At 40.9% G+C, this 17533-nt stretch carries 14 protein-coding genes, 1 pseudogene and 1 other annotated feature; of the genes and pseudogenes, 6 read left to right on the top strand and 9 right to left on the bottom strand.

The genetic code is table 11. From position 1 onward, the window contains the following. Window positions 1–75 precede the first annotated feature (75 nt). A complete protein-coding gene (gene rpsD / locus E2R53_RS20235) occupies window positions 76–678 on the top strand; it encodes a 30S ribosomal protein S4 (protein WP_070876502.1) in 603 nt (200 codons plus the stop codon). A gap of 265 nt (window positions 679–943) precedes the next feature. Here the strand turns inward: rpsD and E2R53_RS20230 are convergent, their stop codons facing one another. The 3 genes and pseudogenes from E2R53_RS20230 to E2R53_RS20220 all read right to left on the bottom strand — a co-directional run bounded on the left by E2R53_RS20230 (window position 944) and on the right by E2R53_RS20220 (window position 2403). Beyond that, complete coding sequence (locus E2R53_RS20230; RefSeq protein ID WP_286166330.1) at window positions 944–1153, bottom strand: DUF6440 family protein; 210 nt, start codon at window positions 1151–1153, stop codon at window positions 944–946. A gap of 145 nt (window positions 1154–1298) precedes the next feature. Further along, the gene (locus E2R53_RS20225; RefSeq protein WP_133313538.1) at window positions 1299–1787 is read right to left on the bottom strand and encodes a cyclophilin-like fold protein; all 489 of its coding nucleotides are present in this window, start codon (window positions 1785–1787) and stop codon (window positions 1299–1301) included. A gap of 39 nt (window positions 1788–1826) precedes the next feature. Continuing rightward, a pseudogene (locus E2R53_RS20220) lies at window positions 1827–2403 on the bottom strand (sugar O-acetyltransferase). A 224-nt stretch (window positions 2404–2627) separates the two neighbouring features. On the opposite strand from E2R53_RS20220, the gene E2R53_RS20215 reads away from it, so the two are divergent. Next, on the top strand, window positions 2628–3023 hold the full coding sequence (locus tag E2R53_RS20215; RefSeq protein ID WP_133313537.1) for a MerR family transcriptional regulator: 396 nt from the start codon (window positions 2628–2630) through the stop codon (window positions 3021–3023). An 84-nt stretch (window positions 3024–3107) separates the two neighbouring features. Here E2R53_RS20215 and E2R53_RS20210 read toward each other — a convergent pair whose 3' ends face one another. Together E2R53_RS20210 and tyrS are read right to left on the bottom strand one after the other, a co-directional pair. Beyond that, entirely contained in the window at window positions 3108–3326 is a 219-nt protein-coding gene (locus tag E2R53_RS20210) for a hypothetical protein (protein ID WP_133313536.1), read from the bottom strand. A 126-nt stretch (window positions 3327–3452) separates the two neighbouring features. Further along, entirely contained in the window at window positions 3453–4718 is a 1266-nt protein-coding gene (gene tyrS / locus E2R53_RS20205; RefSeq protein WP_133313535.1) for a tyrosine--tRNA ligase, read from the bottom strand. Window positions 4719–4768: 50 nt separating this feature from the next. Then, window positions 4769–4997 (bottom strand) — a binding site (T-box leader). A 132-nt stretch (window positions 4998–5129) separates the two neighbouring features. Here tyrS and E2R53_RS20200 point away from each other — a divergent pair. Then, window positions 5130–8051 (top strand): transglycosylase domain-containing protein, encoded by a 2922-nt coding sequence (locus tag E2R53_RS20200; protein ID WP_133313534.1) that lies wholly within the window; start codon window positions 5130–5132, stop codon window positions 8049–8051. A 92-nt stretch (window positions 8052–8143) separates the two neighbouring features. Here the strand turns inward: E2R53_RS20200 and acsA are convergent, their stop codons facing one another. After that, the gene (gene acsA / locus E2R53_RS20195; protein WP_133313533.1) at window positions 8144–9862 is read right to left on the bottom strand and encodes an acetate--CoA ligase; all 1719 of its coding nucleotides are present in this window, start codon (window positions 9860–9862) and stop codon (window positions 8144–8146) included. A gap of 163 nt (window positions 9863–10025) precedes the next feature. Here acsA and E2R53_RS20190 point away from each other — a divergent pair, with 163 nt between their 5' ends. From E2R53_RS20190 to E2R53_RS20180, 3 genes are read left to right on the top strand one after another with little or no spacing between them, the layout of a single operon-like run. Then, window positions 10026–10658 carry a GNAT family N-acetyltransferase gene (locus E2R53_RS20190; protein ID WP_133313532.1) on the top strand — a complete coding sequence of 211 codons (633 nt, stop codon included), beginning with the start codon at window positions 10026–10028 and terminating at the stop codon, window positions 10656–10658. Window positions 10659–10698: 40 nt separating this feature from the next. Next, window positions 10699–11343 (top strand): acetoin utilization AcuB family protein, encoded by a 645-nt coding sequence (locus E2R53_RS20185; RefSeq protein WP_133313531.1) that lies wholly within the window; start codon window positions 10699–10701, stop codon window positions 11341–11343. Beyond that, on the top strand, window positions 11337–12515 hold the full coding sequence (locus E2R53_RS20180) for an acetoin utilization protein AcuC (RefSeq protein WP_133313530.1): 1179 nt from the start codon (window positions 11337–11339) through the stop codon (window positions 12513–12515). Before E2R53_RS20185 ends, E2R53_RS20180 begins: the two co-directional genes overlap by 7 nt. 103 nt (window positions 12516–12618) lie before the next feature. On the opposite strand, the gene ccpA is transcribed toward E2R53_RS20180, so the two are convergent. From ccpA to E2R53_RS20165, 3 genes are all read right to left on the bottom strand, one after another. Beyond that, window positions 12619–13623 (bottom strand): catabolite control protein A, encoded by a 1005-nt coding sequence (gene ccpA, locus E2R53_RS20175; protein ID WP_133313529.1) that lies wholly within the window; start codon window positions 13621–13623, stop codon window positions 12619–12621. A 575-nt stretch (window positions 13624–14198) separates the two neighbouring features. Further along, window positions 14199–16100 carry a PQQ-dependent sugar dehydrogenase gene (locus E2R53_RS23385; protein ID WP_206197414.1) on the bottom strand — a complete coding sequence of 634 codons (1902 nt, stop codon included), beginning with the start codon at window positions 16098–16100 and terminating at the stop codon, window positions 14199–14201. A gap of 287 nt (window positions 16101–16387) precedes the next feature. Next, window positions 16388–17428: a GNAT family N-acetyltransferase gene (locus tag E2R53_RS20165; RefSeq protein WP_133313528.1), complete on the bottom strand. Its 1041-nt coding sequence runs from the start codon at window positions 17426–17428 to the stop codon at window positions 16388–16390. Between the last annotated feature and the right edge of the window lie 105 nt (window positions 17429–17533).

Here is a 17533-nt window from a genome sequence, read left to right as displayed (position 1 = left end):
AAAATGTGCATGTCAGTTCAGGGTCAGTCTGTTTTTATTTTATGCCAAATAAAAACATGTAAGGAGGAGACATATATGTCTCGTTATACAGGTCCAAGTTGGAAACTTTCCCGTCGTTTGGGAATTTCATTAAGCGGAACAGGTAAAGAATTAGAAAAGCGTCCATTCGCGCCAGGTCAGCACGGCCCGACTCAACGCAAAAAACTATCTGAGTACGGCTTACAATTACAAGAAAAACAAAAGCTTCGCCACATGTTCGGTGTGAACGAGCGTCAATTCCGCAACACATTTGACAAAGCTGCTAAAATGACTGGTAAACACGGTGAAAACTTCATGATTCTTCTTGAGTCTCGTTTAGACAACGTTGTTTATCGTCTTGGTTTAGCCCGCACTCGCCGTCAGGCACGTCAAATCGTTAACCATGGTCACATCATGGTTGATGGAAGCCGCGTAGACATTCCATCATTCCAAGTGAAACCAGGTCAAACAATCACTTTACGTGAAAAATCACGTAACCTTGACATCGTTAAAGAATCAATCGAAGTAAGCAACTTCGTTCCTGAATTCTTAACTTTCGATGCTGACAAATTAGAAGGTACTTTCACTCGCTTACCAGAGCGTTCTGAATTGCCTGCTGAAATTAACGAAGCTCTTATCGTTGAGTTCTACTCTCGTTAATTAATTTGCTCCTTAAAGAGCAATGCAAAAGACCCTAGAAACCTTGTTAAATCAAGGTCTAGGGTTTTTTGTTTATTTTTAGGTATGACATGACCTGCCCACTATATCTTAATATTTCCTAAACAGTATATTTATACTGCGCAATAAGTGATACTCTTTTGTTAAATATTCTTCTTTATTTAAACAGCTTCTAATCACGCTTACAGTTGCAGAGATAGTAAAAGGCAATCTTCTTTAATGAAGGATTGCTTTAAACGTACAATTATCAATTAGCTTCTATCTGTTCCACTATTACTTTGCCATTCTCGTCTAACAAAGGTGTGAGAGTGCAACCTTGCGCACTCCATGTGTATAAATAGTTAACACCTGTTTGACGATCAACCCATATAGATATTAGGCTCCCCTGCTGAGAAGTTTGTATCAACTTTTCATCAAAACGTTTATTAGCTTTTTTATCTTTTTTATTGAACATCATTTACTCCTTATAAATACTTTTAAATACTTAATCTAATTTCTCCTTTATTGATTAAATAATACTGCATGTCCACTCTGTTCTATCCAGTAAATTTTTTTCCTGCAGTTAACTATCTAATCCATTTTTCTTCTTTTATCCATGCATGTTACTTCCTGTTTTCAGCCAGATCAAAAGCAACAGTTACACCTCCCGCTCCTGCAGCTTGAGCAAAACGCTCTGCGTCCTCAATAAATCCCATTCTTGTATAGCGATAAGTACTTGAGAAACTTTCATAGAACAGCACAAGACAGTTATCTCCATACAGCATAATATCTCCTGCGTGAATCTCCCCTGGCCTTACGGAATCTTCAGGGAGCGCATATGGAAAGTTGTAGAATTTTTCATTGCGATTATGATCGTTCATATTAATACTCAGGGGCAGTTTCTCGACGAATGCCAGGGCCGTTTGATGATGATAAAGCTTTGCAGAAAATACCTGGTCGCCAATTTTCAGTGTCACATCTATCATTTGATCTGTCATGTCACTTTTCCCTGTTTCCTGAAGTGAATTTTCTCGGCTAAGCTCCCTTTCACTGCCGGTACAGGCAGTCAGGGCAAAGCTGCAGAGAAACAAAAAGAAGAATGCGATTCTCATATTCCGGCACCCCATATAGAAGAATTTCACAGGTCTGATTTAATCATGATCAGGTTCTATTTTCTTTATCCTTTTCGCAGGCACCGCCTGCAATTATATTTGGCGGAACATCCTTTGTTACAACTGCACCAGCAGCAATAATTGCGCCATCGCCTATGGTTACACCTGGAAGGATTGCAGCATTTGCACCTATCCAGACGTTGGTGCCAATTGTAATTGGAGCAGGATGCAAAGTGCTGCGTTTTCCGGGATCGATGTCGTGATTAAGAGTAGCCAGCACAACATTATGCCCAATTAGAGCCCCATCCCCAATAGTAATTCCTCCCTGATCCTGAAAGCGGCAGCCTGAGTTGATAAAAACGTTCTTGCCCACATGAATGTTTTTCCCGAAATCCGTATAAAATGGCGGGAACAATGCAAATGAAGGATCCACCGGTTTACCAATCAACTGCGAAAACAGTTCCTGAACTTCTTGGGGAGTACGGTAACCTCCGTTTAACTCAGTTGTTATCTTCATTGCGTCCTGAGAAAATGTATGCATCAGCTGATACATCTCAGATTGTCCCTCCACCGCTTCTCTCCGGTTTAAGTGCGCCAGAAAATCATGAATGTCCATTATAATCCTCCTTGTCAATACAATTGAATACGTTACGACTTCCTTATTTCTCCCCTGCTGTCTTCATGTTAATCCTTATAGTTAACTCTAGGTCAAGAGTAAAATATAGATCTGCACTGCACAATTAAATGACTTCTTTGACACACAAAACAGCTCGTGATACGATTCAATTCACAAATCTCAAGTTAACTATAGGTTTAAATTTATACTGGAGGAGATAAAGTATGAATACTTATTCCATTGGAGAAGCAGCACAGAAATTAAACCTTACCGTATATACTTTGCGCTATTATGACAAGGAAGGCCTGATGCCCTTTGTAGAACGAACACCCGGCGGTACAAGAGTGTTTAAGGAATCAGATATTGAAGCTTTAAGAATTATTGAATGCCTGAAATCTACTGGAATGCCCATAAAAGAAATTAAAGCTTTTATAGATTGGTGTTCTGAGGGAGATTCTACGTTAAAACAGAGGTATGAAATGTTTATGGAACGTAAAGCAAGTGTAGAGGCTCAAATGGAAGAACTGAAAAAGACAATGGTAATCATTCATCATAAATGCTGGTATTACAAGACTGCGATGGACGCAGGAACAGAGAATATTCATAAAGAGAAAGACTAGGTTTGCCTGAAAACTATCTTTATTTTATCTATTATTAAGATGGAACAAAGGCAGTTTTTGTTTGATTCGCCACCCGGTTTTTTTCTACGCAAAATTCACTCGTTTCCCCTTCACACCGGCGGACAAAATGTTTTCTATTTTAAAGATCCTCACCTGCTGCTTTGAAAAACAGTACGCCTTCACATAGCTGCCGCGAATTTCCCTAACAGCAATTGTTCTCTGGGTCAGAGCACCTTTTTCAGAAAGATAAATAAATTCAATCGGAAGCTTCTGATTTATCGACCTCTCAAATAATCCTTTCATGTTGTCAGCTCCTTTTCTCTCCCTATATTATATGCAAACACATGTTCGTTTACAACTTTTCGGGTGAGGATTTGGAGTGTAATTTTTGGAAAGAAAAAAAGCCCCTATAAAATAGAGGCTTTCTCATTATTTATACTGAATCAGCGTGTACTTCTTCTTCCCTCTGCGGATGACGGTGAATTTACCGTCAATACGGTCTTCGGCTCCGAGAACTTTGTCAGTTTCCTGAACACGTTCGCCGTTAATGTAAACCGCTCCATTTGACACGTCTTCTCTCGCCTGGCGTTTGGAAGGTGAAATTTTGGCGCTGACTAAAAGGTCAATCAGTCCGATTTCGTTCTCTTCTACTGTAAAGGCAGGAACGTCTTTGAAGCCCTGTTCAATTTCGTCGCCAGTCAGCTCTTTGATGTTGCCGCTGAACAGCGCCTGTGAAATCTTAATCGCCTGGTCGAGTGATTTCTCACCATGCACAAGCTTTGTCATTTCTTCAGCGAGTGCTTTTTGTGCTGCGCGTTTTTCCGGCGCATCTGTCAGCTGCTGCTCCAGTGAATCGATTTCTTCATGAGAAAGGAATGTGAAGAATTTGATGTATTTGATGACGTCGCGGTCATCTGTATTGATCCAGAACTGGTAGAACTCGTAAGGAGTTGTTTTTTCTTTATCCAGCCAGATGGCGCCGCCTTCTGTTTTGCCGAATTTCGTGCCGTCTGATTTTGTTACAAGCGGTACAGTTAAACCGAATGCTTTTGCATTTTCTTCTGATTTGCGGATCAGCTCAAGGCCTGCTGTGATGTTTCCCCACTGATCGCTTCCTCCAACCTGAAGTCTGCAGCCTTCTGTTCTGTAAAGGTTCAAAAAGTCGTATGATTGCAGAATCATGTAGCTGAATTCTGTGTATGAGATACCGGATTCAATTCTTGATGCAACCGTATCTTTAGCAAGCATGTAGTTAATGCCGAAGTTTTTGCCCACATCTCTCAGGAATGTAATCAGATCCATAGAACCAATCCAGTCGAAGTTGTTTGCAAGAACGGCAGGATTTTTGCCTGAAGGATCAAAATCAAGGAAACGTGACAGCTGGTTTTTAATTTTATCTGACCATTCTTTGACGATATCAGATGTATTCAGCGTACGTTCTGCTTTTTTGCCGGAAGGATCTCCAATCATCCCTGTTGCTCCCCCTACCAGAGCAATCGGACGGTGCCCTGCCTGCTGGAAACGGCGAAGAGTTAAGATTGGAAGCAGATGGCCGATATGCAGGCTGTCTGCTGTCGGGTCAAATCCGGTATATAATTTTACAGACTCCTCATCAAGAACCTTTTTCAGGCCTTCTTCGTCTGTCATTTGATTAATTAGTCCTCTGAACTGAAGATCCTTCAGTAATTCACTCATTCTGACACTCTCCTTTTTTTCATAAATATACAAAAACGCCCCTTCATAAATGAAGGGGCGTGATTACGCGGTACCACCCTACTTAGGAAAAAGACATACTGATTCCTATCTCGGCATATATAACGGCATTCTGACCGTCTTTCGCTATTTGGCCTTTCAGCCTTTCACAAAAGAAGCTCCTGGAGGTAATTCATGATTCATCTTTGTACTGATTTTCATCGGCCATCAGCTTTCTAAAACAGGGAGATGTTCACTACTTATTCCATTCAAAGCATTTAAAATTCTAATAAATCTTTTTTACCATATAGAATTACACTTGTCAAACGATTCATCAATATCTGACATAATCATACAAAAGTACTGTTTTTATATGATATAATTGAGAGGATTGTATAGGGGGATGATACATAAATGGATAAATTCAAAACTTGGTACAGCAAATTTATGCCTTACAAACATAGAACAGTTAAAGGGTTTAATATTACATACGGTGTCGTCTGGAACCTGATGCTGATCTTTTTTGTCATCGGTTTAATTGCCGCATCATTTGGCGGCGGAATCGGCGCAGGTTATTTTGCATCGCTTGTTAAAGATGAACCTCTCCGCACTTATAGTTCCATGAAAAAAGATATTTATAATTTTGAAGAAACCTCACAGATCTATTTTTCCGATTCTGTGTATTTAGGGAAGCTCCGTGCGGATATTGAACGGCAGGAAGTAAAGATTGATGATATTTCAAAGCATGTAAAAAATGCTGTCATCGCTACAGAGGACGAGTTTTTCTACGAACATGACGGGGTTGTCCCTAAAGCGATAATGCGTGCCCTTTTTCAAGAAGTAACAAATTCCTCCAACCGTTCCGGGGGAAGCACGCTCACTCAGCAGCTGATAAAAAATCAAATTCTTACAGATGAAGTTTCTTTTGACCGCAAAGCCAAAGAAATCCTGCTTGCTCTCAGACTTGAGCGCTTCTTTGAAAAAGAGGAAATTTTGGAGGCTTATCTGAATGTAGCAGACTTAGGAAGAAACGCTTCCGGCAGAAATATTGCCGGTGTACAGGCCGCTGCACAAGGGATATTTGGTGTGGATGCGAAGGATTTATCCCTTCCCCAATCCGCTTTTATTGCAGGACTTCCTCAGAGTCCATTCGGCTATACTCCATTTACAAACAGAGGTGAAATAAAGGAAAACCTCGATGCCGGCACATCCAGAATGAAAACGGTTCTTAGACGCATGTATGCAAAAGGCTTCATCACGCAAGCAGAATACGACGAAGCAAGCAAATTTGATTTAAGAAAAAGCCTGGCCAAAGCCAAGCCTTCCTCTATTGAACAATATCCTTGGCTGACTTATGAAATCGAAGAGCGCGCTACTGATATTATTTTAACGCAGCTTGCCGAATCAGACGGCCATAAAATGGATGAACTGAAAGAAAACAAAGAATTATACGCAGAATACAAAGCACTTGCTGACCGTAACTTAAGGCAAAACGGCTATAAAATCCATACAACTATTCAAAAAGATATCTACGACAAAATGAAAACCATCGCTGAATCGTATGAATACTACGGCAGCGATAAACCTGAAGTGAAAATAGACAAAGATACGGGGAAGAAAATACAAGTTCAGGAGCCCGTTGAGGTTGGTGCTGTTTTAATTGAGAATAAAACAGGAAAAATCATCAGTTTCGTCGGGGGAAGAAATCATAAAAGAGAACAGGTTAATCACGCGATGGATACGCCGAGATCGAATGGATCAACGATGAAGCCGCTGCTTGCCTATGCTCCAGCAATGGAAACCGGCGCCATCCAGCCTGGATCTGTTCTTGCAGATGTACCGATGCAAATCGGCGAATGGAACCCTAAGAATTTTGACGGCCGCTTCCACGGATTTACAAGTGCCCGCTATGCACTTGAAAAGTCATATAATATACCTGCCATCAAGTCATATATAAAAGTGATGGATCAGAATCCTCTCAACTATTTAAAGAAAATGGGAGTCACAACTATCTCTAAAGCCGACGGCGGTCCAGCTACTTCAATCGGGGGCTTGACTAATGGCATTACCGTCGAAGAAAACGTAAACGCCTATGCAACATTTGCAAATGGCGGAAAGTTTATCGATGCTTATCTCATTGAAAAAATTGAGACAAAATCAGGTGAAGTCATTTATCAGCACAAATCAAAAGCAGTAGATGTATTTACTCCTCAAACATCCTATTTAACAATCGACATGATGCGCGATGTTATCAAACAAGGAACGGGTTCATCCGCAAAGAACTACCTGTCATTCAGCGCAGACTGGGCAGGAAAAACAGGAACCAGCCAAGATTATAAGGATATATGGTTTGTAGGCACAAATCCGAATGTTTCATTTGGAACTTGGATCGGATACGATACTCCCAAATCTGTTCAAAAAGATTATAAGGGCATGTCTTACAGCCGCCGAAACATACTTTTATGGTCAAAACTGATGAATGCAGCTCATGATGTGAATCCGGGGCTCATCGCACCGAAAGAAACCTTTAAAATGCCCGGCGGAATCGTTCAAAAATCGTACTGCGCTCTCTCTGGAGATCTGCCGTCTAAAATGTGCCAGCAAGCAGGGCTAGTTGCAACAGACCTCTTTAATGCGAAGTTTGTTCCAACAAAAAACGATGACAGCTTAACATCAGGGAAATACGTATTTGTAAAAGACAGAGCTTATAAGGTACCTCCTTCTGCTCCTTCAGAATTCGTTCAGCAAGGTGTGATGCTGAAAAAAGAAATTCTGCAAAAGCATAATTTGAGCAGCTTCAGCGATTTAAAAGAATTGCTGCCAAATAAAACAAATTGGGGCAATATTGTTGTTACAGATGGAAATGAAATTCGGGACAACGGATCTGCTCCATCACAAGTATCCGGAGTAAGAATCGGCAGCGGCCGCCTGAACTGGAATTCAAGCGGTGATTCTGATGTTGTAGGCTACCGCGTTTATGCTGCTGGAAACTTCTCTAAGAACTTCAAAAAAGTAGCGAGCATTCCTGCTTCAAAAAGTCTTTCTGCATCAATAGGAGGTTCACCTGCTGCCTACTATGTAGTGGCAGTAGATGTAGCGGGAAGAGAATCACCTGCATCTGCTACTGTAACGAGCGGATCTTATCAAGCTCAAAAGCCCAAAGCATTGCCTGCTGATTCTAAACCTAAAGATCCGAAACCGGCTGAACCAAAGCCAGCGGATCCTAAGCCAAAAGATCCAAAACCAGCCGATCCGAAACCGGACCCTAAACCTCCGGAGAAGCCGGCGGATAATGAGGAAGAAACTCCTCCAAAAGAAGAAAAACCAAATGGCTGACCTGCAGAAACATCCTGAATCAGATTAAGAATGAAAGTGACCTATACTAAAAAAGCTTGCAGATATCTGCAAGCTTTTTTCATCTTATTCTATTAATCTTCCATTGTCGACAAATCGCCAGTCGGCAAATCGAGCTCCCACGCTTTTAAGACGCGGCGCATAATTTTTCCGCTTCGTGTTTTTGGCAGTTTATCGCGGAATTCAATTTCACGCGGTGCTGCATGAGCAGCAAGCCCCTTTTTAACAAAATTGCGGATTTCCTCTTTAAGTTCATCTGTCGCTTCGTACCCGTCCCGAAGCGCAACGAACGCTTTAATAATTTCACCGCGGACAGGATCCGGCTTTCCGATTACTCCAGCTTCAGCAATCGCAGGATGCTCGACAAGCTTGCTTTCAACCTCAAATGGACCAACGCGCTCACCTGATGTCATGATGACATCATCAATTCTGCCCTGGAACCAGAAATAGCCGTCCTCATCCTTGTAGGCTGAGTCCCCGGACACATACCAGTCTCCTGGCATAAAATAAGATTCGTACTTTTCTTTGTTGTTCCAGATAGTATGCATCATGGAAGGCCAGCCTTTTTTAATCGCCAGATTTCCCATGCGGTATGGCGGAACTTCATTGCCCTGGTCATCAACAATTGCAGCCTGGATGCCCGGAATTGGTTTACCCATTGACCCTGGCTTGATTTCCATGGACGGATAGTTGCAGATTACCTGTGCTCCCGTTTCTGTCATCCACCATGTATCATGAATACGGTTGTCAAAGACTTTTACGCCCCATCTGACAACTTCAGGATTTAACGGTTCCCCAACGCTCAAGATGTGTCTCAATGAACTGAGGTCAAACTGTTTCACAAGCTCGTCTCCAGCACCCATCAGCATCCTGAAAGCAGTTGGTGCACTGTACCAAACTGTTACTCCATAATTTTGAATTGTTTCATACCACTGTTCAGGCTTAAATCTGCCCCCTACGATAACGTTTGACGCTCCGTGCAGCCAAGGTCCAAAGATCCCGTAAACGGTCCCTGTGACCCATCCTGGATCGGCTGTGCACCAATAAACATCATCTTCTTTTAAATCAAGGACCCAGCTGCCTGTCTGATAATGCTGAATCATCGCCTGATGAACATGCAGAACCCCTTTCGGCTTGCCGGTTGAACCGGATGTATAATGGAGCAGCAGGCCATCTGTTTTTTCTACCCATTCTATTTCAAGCTTATTGCTTGCTGTCTTCATTCTTGTCAAGAAATCTATGTATGGACCATCTTCATGAACATTCTCCCCTACAAGCACAACATGCTTGAGAGCCGGAAGATCATTAAACGGAACTCTATCAAGAAGCTCTGGAGTTGTTACAATGACTTTAGCTTCGCTGTCCTGAAGGCGGTCGCTCACAGCTCCCTCCATAAACGCTTCAAATAAAGGACCGACAATGGCTCCGAGCTTTATCGCACCAAGCACCGTAAAATACAATTCAGGAGTTCTTGGCATAAAGACGAAAACACGGTCGCCTTTTTCTACATCTGCACATTGACGAAGAATGTTTCCTGCTTTATTTGAGTAATCTTTCATCTCTTTAAACGTATACTTTTCTTCTCTTTCAGGGTCACGGTAATACAAGGCAACCTTGTTTTTCCGAAAAGATTCTGCATGTTTGTCAATTGCTTCGTATGCAGCATTAATTCTTCCTGTTTCAGACCACGATAAATGCTTTTCTGCTTCTGCCCAATCAAAATTTTCATAGGCTTTTGCATAGTCTTCGAGATTGTGGTTCCCCTTTGCTGCTGGCAGCGCTTCCAACTTCATCTTTAACTCCCCCTTGTTCAGTATATACATTCTCTATTATAGAACAGATTCTATCTTTTCTCAATTTTTAAAAAAATCACAGTTTTTAAATGTAACCGCTTCATTCACCTGATTTTCTAGTATAATAGATTTAAATCCAGCATCAATAGAAGGCGGTGAATGAATGGAACATCCTAAAACCTATAACGCAAAAGAGATTAAAACTCCTTATGGGCCGCTCATTATCGAAGGTCCAATAAAAGCCGAGAAACTGGCAGGTCTTGAATTTCATCATGATCTGGTAGCTTTCAGGCAGCCAGAGCAGCAGCACAAAGCTTTGATTGAAATAGCTGCTCTTCCCGAAGGACGAATTATTATAGCAAGAAATCGCCATACCATTGTCGGGTATGTTACATATTTATATCCAGATCCACTGGAGAGATGGTCAGAAGGCAAGATGGAAAACCTAATTGAACTTGGCGCAATCGAGGTTATTCCTGAATACCGCGGTTATTCTGTCGGAAAAACCCTCCTCAGGGTCTCCATGATGGATGATGCAATGGAAGACTATATTACCATCACCACAGAATATTATTGGCACTGGGATTTAAAAGGCACAGGACTTAATGTGTGGGAATACCGGAAAGTGATGGAGAAAATGATGAATGCCGGCGGCTTGGAGTGGTATGCAACAGATGAACCCGAAATCAGCTCCCACCCCGCAAATTGCCTAATGGCTAAAATCGGAAAAAGAGTGAATCAGGATTCAATTCAGCAGTTTGATCAGCTCAGATTTAAAAACCGGTTTATGTACTGATCTTCTTTCGTTCACGTTTTAAAACAAAGGGGTTTTATGTATGATAGTTGAACAAATCATGAAAAAAGATATTGTGACACTGACACCTGATGCAACCATTGCAGAAGCAATTAATAAAATGGCTGAACACCGAATCCGCCATATCCCGATCGTAGCTGAAAATGACCTGCTGGCGGGGATTGTGTCCGACCGTGACATTAAAGATGCAAGTCCTTCAATCTTTCAGCTGAGTGAAAATAAAGACACCTTGAATAAACCAATAAAATCAATCATGAAAACAGATGCTATTACTGGTCATCCTCTTGATTTTGTCGAAGAGATTTCTTCTATTTTTTATGAGCACAAAATTGGCTGCCTGCCTATTATTAAGCACGGGAAACTTGTGGGAATTGTCACAGAAACAGATCTGCTCCATACCTTCGTTCAGCTGACAGGAGCGAATCAGCCCGGCTCACAAATCGAGGTCAAGGTCCCGAATGTTGCCGGCATGCTGTCTGAGGTATCTGATGTTTTCAGAAAAAGCAAAGTAAACATTGCCAGTGTTCTTGTTTATCCTGACAAAGACGAGCGGTTCAAAGTTCTCGTATTCAGAGTGCAGACAATGAACCCCATGGCCCTGATCGATGAGCTTAATAAAGAAGGATATACCGTTTTATGGCCTAACATCCCGGGGATTTCATCATGAAAGAAAATATTTTCATCTATTCTCCTCTTTTTCAGCAATATAAATTCAGCCAGGATCACCCGTTCAATCAGCTCCGGGTGGAATTAACATATGACCTTCTGAAAAAGATGAACGCATTGTCAGATGATGAACTGGCTGCACCAAGAATGGCGACGGATGAAGAACTTGCTCTTGTTCACGATAAAAAGTACATAGACGCTGTCAAAAAAGCAGGGTCTGGAGAACTGGATCCAAAAGAAGCGCTTAATTACGGCATCGGCACCGAGGATACACCTATTTTTAAAAACATGCACGAAGCAAGCGCACTGCTTGTCGGAGGCACTCTTACTGCAGTCGAACAAGTAATGGAAGGTAAAGCTAAACGTGCTCTTAATCTCGGAGGCGGTCTTCACCACGGCTTCCGCGGAAAAGCTTCAGGCTTTTGCATTTACAATGACAGCTCTGTCGCCATCAAGTTTATTCAGGAAAAATATCAGGCAAAAGTTTTGTACATTGACACAGATGCTCATCATGGGGATGGCGTGCAATGGACGTTTTATGATGATCCAAGCGTCTGCACGTTATCCATTCACGAAACCGGCCGCTATTTATTTCCTGGGACAGGCAATGTGACCGAACGGGGTGCGGGACAGGGATACGGCTACTCTTTTAACATTCCGCTTGATGCTTTTACAGAAGATGAATCATGGATCGATGCCTACAGACAGTCCATTAGGGAGATTGCAGCGTTCTTCAAGCCTGATGTCATTATTACTCAAAATGGAGCAGATGCGCATTTCTATGATCCACTGACCCATTTTGCAACGACAACAGCGATTTTCAAGGAAATTCCTAAAATCGCTCAGGAAGTCGCAGATCAGTACTGCGGCGGGAAATGGATTGCAGTTGGTGGGGGAGGCTATGATATCTGGAGAGTCGTCCCGAGAGCCTGGGCGATGATCTGGCTGCAGATGAAACAGCAGACTGCAGCCGGACCGCTTCCTGAGGAATGGATCAAACGCTGGCAGCCGGAAGCACCCGTTACCCTCCCCTCTGTCTGGGAAGACAGCAAGGATCAATATAAAGCCATTCCCAGGAAACTTGAAATCGAAGAAAAAAACGCTCAAACTGTGGCGAAAGCTCTTTATCCTCTCAGGCAAAATCAGGGAAAAGACAGAAAGAGCCTATCTTAAAGAGAAAGCATGGACCGAAAAAATCGATGCTTTTACTATTTGTATGGTTTTTTTGAAACATAACAAAAAGAGCATCGGCTAAGCCAATGCTCTTTTTGTGTTATTATGCTTTAGTTGATTGTCTGATTTCAATGCGGTGCGGAAGCTCAACAATATGATTTTCCACTTCTTCTTTGTTCATCAGCTTAGTCAGAAGACGCATAGCAACAGCGCCAATATCGTATGTCGGCTGAACAACTGTTGTTAATTGAGGACGAACCATCGTTGCTAATTTTGTATTATCAAACCCGATGATCTCAATATCATTCGGAATCACATAGCCATTATCCTGAGCTGCATGTACAACACCCAATGCCATTTCATCTGTGCCGGCAAAAATAGCTGTTGGTTTATCTGTTAATTCGTTTATCTTTTCGAATGCTTCAAGACCTGAATCATAAGTATAGTCGCCTTCAGTAATTAAATCTTCATCCACGTCAATGCCTGCTTCTGTAAGTGCGCGGCGGTATCCGTTCATCTTCATCTCTTTGTTGATTGGCTCTTCCATAGGACCGGTCACATATCCGATGCGTTTATGCCCTTTTTCAATCAGCATGGAAACAGCATCAAACGTTGCCTGTTCATAATTAATATTGACAGATGGAGTTACCTCATTCACATCAACTGAAGCTGCAAGCACAATAGGTACAGGAGAACGTTTAAATTCTTCTACATGCTCATCGGTAATATTTCCGCCCATGAAAACTATGCCGTCTACTTGTTTGCCGAGCATTGTATTAAGCAAGTGCAATTCTTTATCACGATTTTGATCAGAATTGCTCAAAATGATGTTGTACTTGTACATTGTGGCAATGTCTTCAATACCCCGTGCAAGCTCAGCATAAAAAGTGCTTGAAATATCAGGAATAATAACGCCTACTGTTGTCGTTTTTTTACTTGCAAGTCCGCGAGCAACTGCATTCGGGCGATAGCCGAGGCGATCAATTGCTTCTGATACTTTCTTCCGTGTTGTCGGTTTTACATTCGGATTGCCGTTTACAACCCGGGAGACAGTAGCCATTGAAACATTTGCTTCACGGGCTACATCATAAATTGTAATATTATTCATTTTATTACACTCCTTCAAATTCCTATCTATGTATAATTAGCATTTACAATTTTCAAAGTAAAATGTCACCAATTTTCAATTTATCCCGTAATTACGGGCAATAAACTCTCATCACAAAAGCTATGCATGTACATAATGATACGATACTATGAAAACGTAAGCAATCTATTTACAGGCTATTTACATATGTTTTCATAAGTTGTTTCATTTTTGTTCATAACTGAGCAATCAATACACAAACAGATTGACTGTATTTTATCTTAAAGAAGATTGATGGAAAGTGCAAGCTGTTTACACGCCGGTCAATAATTCCTCCAGACGATTTAACAAAAAAACAGACAATCCTAATCAAACATTCCGCTCTCCTATTAATCTTCTGCAGATAAAAATTCACTTCTTTTTAAAAAGACAATCTTCTAATTCTGATGTTGTCTGCTATAAAACAAAAAGCGAAACACGGTTTCGCTCTTTTCTACTTGCTGAAGATTAATACTATCAACTAAGGCTTAAAAAATGGAGCCATACTAGAACCATATGAACATGATTCTTTATTTTTTACCCCAAACCCATTTCATCTATAATCGATCTGTTGAAATTAACCAGTCATCACTTTTTCCGCTTTCAATACGATTATTGGTTAACACGTATGCCGTGTTACCTTTAAATGTGATGTTCCTTAGCCTGCCTAATCCGCTTAAAACAATTGACTCTTGTTTACTCAAGAGGTTAAATTTTCGGATTTGAGCTCCTCTTAGACCTGCCACATACAGACTTCCATTATGATAGGCAAGCCCTGATGGAGCCCATGTACTGTCGCCGGATTGAAATAACGGACTTTCCATCCCCGCTCTCTGCTGATCTCCAAAAATCAATGGCCAGCCATAATTTTTCCCAGGCAGGATTTTATTTATTTCATCATGTCCCCGCCAGCCGTTTTCTCCAGACGGTCCATGTTCAGAACTATACAATTGTCCATTATGATCCCAGGCTAAACCTTGCGGATTCCGATGTCCGTATGAATAAATATAAGATTCGGGAAAAGGGTTATCTGCAGGGATCGTTCCATCAAGGTTCATCCGTAAAATCTTGCCTCCCAGACTGTTTAAATCCTGAGCTAGTGCCCGAACTCCCGCTTCTCCAGTCGTGACATAAAGTCTTTCATCAGGTCCGATAGCGATTCTTCCCCCATTATGAGTTGATCCGCCGGGGATTCCTGCCAGAAGCTCTTTTTGCTCAATCCAGGCAGTACCGCTTAATTTCACTGAAATCACGCGATTATAAATCTTCCCTTGCACTTCATAAGTGTGATACAAATAAGCGGTTTGGTTTGTCACAAAATTGGGACCTAATACAAAACCTAATAAGCCGCCCTCACCAATAACCCTTATCGGTTTTGATAAAGCCAGTGATTGCCGTGTCACTGTTCCCCCCTTTATGGCTGCCAGTTTTCCAGGTCTTTCTGTCACATAAAAGGTATCGTTGTAAATCTCTAAAGCCCATGGAATAGTCAACCCTCTCGCTGCAATTTGATAGGGAGATTGACTTTGTTCAGAAACTGCAATTGGTATTGGTGTAATCCCTATTCCAATTGGACCTCCTTCAACCGGGATCGGACTTCCTGTTTTGATATTGGTTTTCGTATCGATCACTGAAACTGTATCGTCTAAACGATTCGTCACATAAGCAAATCTTCCATTTCTTGTTATCGCGATTGCGCCAGGACCGGCACCAACCGTTATCGGGCTCCCCACTACTGTGTTGGTCCTCGTATCGATTACTGAAACTGTATCGTCTAAATTGTTAGCCACATACGCAAATCTTCCGCTCGGGATGATTGCGATCGCACCAGGCCCAGCACCAACCGTTATCGGGTTCCCCACTGCTTTGTTGCTTCTTGTGTCGATCACTGAAATTGTATCGTCTAAACTGTTGGCCACATACACAAATCTTCCGCTCGGGGTGATTGCGATCGCACCAGGGCCAGCACCAACGGTTATCGGACTCCCTATTATGATGTTGGTTCTCGTATCTATCACTGAAACCGTATTGTCTAAACTGTTCGTCACATAGGCTCTTCCATTCGGGGCGATTGCGATTGCACTAGGTCCAGTCCCAACCCCTATAGGACTCCCCACTACGGTGTTTGTTTTCATTTGGATCACTGAAACCGTATCATCTAAACTATTTGTTACATAAGTAAACAATCCATTCGGTGTGATAGCTATTCCAACGGGACCATTACCAACCTCTATGGACCTCACTGCCAGGGTGTTTGTTTTCGTGTCGATGACAGAAACTGTATCATCACTAAAATTTGCCACATATACAAATTTTCCATTTCGTGTAATAGCAATCCCCTTAGGGTCGGAACCAACGGTTATCGGACTGCCCACAACTGTATTATTTTTCGTTTCAACCACAGAAACCGTATCATCAATCTCATTTGCTACATATGCTACATATGCATAGAACGCCATTCTCATTTCTCCTTTTATAAATTTCACAAGTACGAAGATCATTTAATGATTTGATTCAATCTTCTAACTGCTTTATAACAAAAAATAGACATAATCTTTTCCATAAACATAGACCATGTCTCACTGAATAAAAGAGGGTAAGTTTATAAGCTTATGCTATATAGTATTGAGAAAAGGGAAAAAAGGGTTGTGTGTTTTTAGGAGTTAATTAGCGGAAAATGAAAGAAAAAGAAGAAATGGACCCTATGCCGGAAAGATAGTCTTGAATAAAAGAATCAGTATCCGTATCAATTTTTCCTTCTATAAAGAGGGAAATAACTGCTATCGCTGATTGGCGAAAGGTTCTTTGCTGCAATTTGAGATAACTCTTTATAAATTTTTTCATTTAATATGTTTTTACCTAGAAAATAATTATAATTGTTATTATTTGTAAATGAAGTTTTGAATTTAAAGAGACTATCATTTTCTTGATATCCCCCTCCTAAATGCAGTAATTTTGATCCACATGACTTAGAGAACTCTATCATCGCGTCAAACAGCAAATTATTTGGCCTTAAAGATAAATATTCTGTTTTCGAAGCTCCTAAATGATAATGGGCATATTCATTGCCAATTAGTAATAATATTCCTCCTATTATTTGATTTTTATACTCTGCAAGTAAGAGATAGGGTTTACAAAGCAGCATTTCTTCCATCTGACGGTAAAAATAAGATCTATCGAAATAGTAATAACTTAAGCTGTTATTTCGATTCATTGTTTCATAGTATAAATCAATAAAAATATCTATATCTTTTTTATGATTGTTTGAAATAAAAACGTTAACTCCTTCCTTATTTGCTTTTTTGATATTCCTTTTATTGTTAGATGTGTAATTTTTTCTGATTTCTTCTAATGAAAGAGTTAAGTCTACTGCAGTTGTTTTTCTAATATATTCCACATGCATGACATCCTTCATATATGCATCATTTTTTAGTAAAGGATGTAATCTAACGGTCTCTGTAATGATTTTGTTATCTGTGCAATATTCATTAAATTGGCGATAAAACATTTTAATTGCATTTTGATCCCCCTCTAATACGGGGCCCCCATAACCATAAGGAGTTACGATATCTAAATACTCTTCATTTAAATCAATTTTCCTCTTAATATACGGATAGAATATTTTCCCATCATCGTTTTCATAAAAAACGGCTTCTGCAGCACCGTTTTCAATAGCAGAAGATAAATTACTGTATTCCTGTGAATAATACACATCTAACGTTGAAAATTGTTCAATAAATTTGTTCCAATTATCGTTTAAACTTAATTTCACCATCTTGGCAGACACCAGTGCTTCACCACCTAAGGTAATTTTTCATTGGTTACTAAAAAATAGAGTAATGATACAACAGTACTATTCTATGCACGTCCTGATTATATGTAAGCGCCATGT

Origin of the sequence: Peribacillus frigoritolerans (assembly GCF_004358755.1) — a bacterium.
Taxonomy (GTDB): domain Bacteria; phylum Bacillota; class Bacilli; order Bacillales; family Bacillaceae; genus Bacillus_P.
The sequence above is the reverse complement of the archived record's forward strand: the minus strand, read 5'-3'. Positions and strand labels throughout refer to the sequence as shown.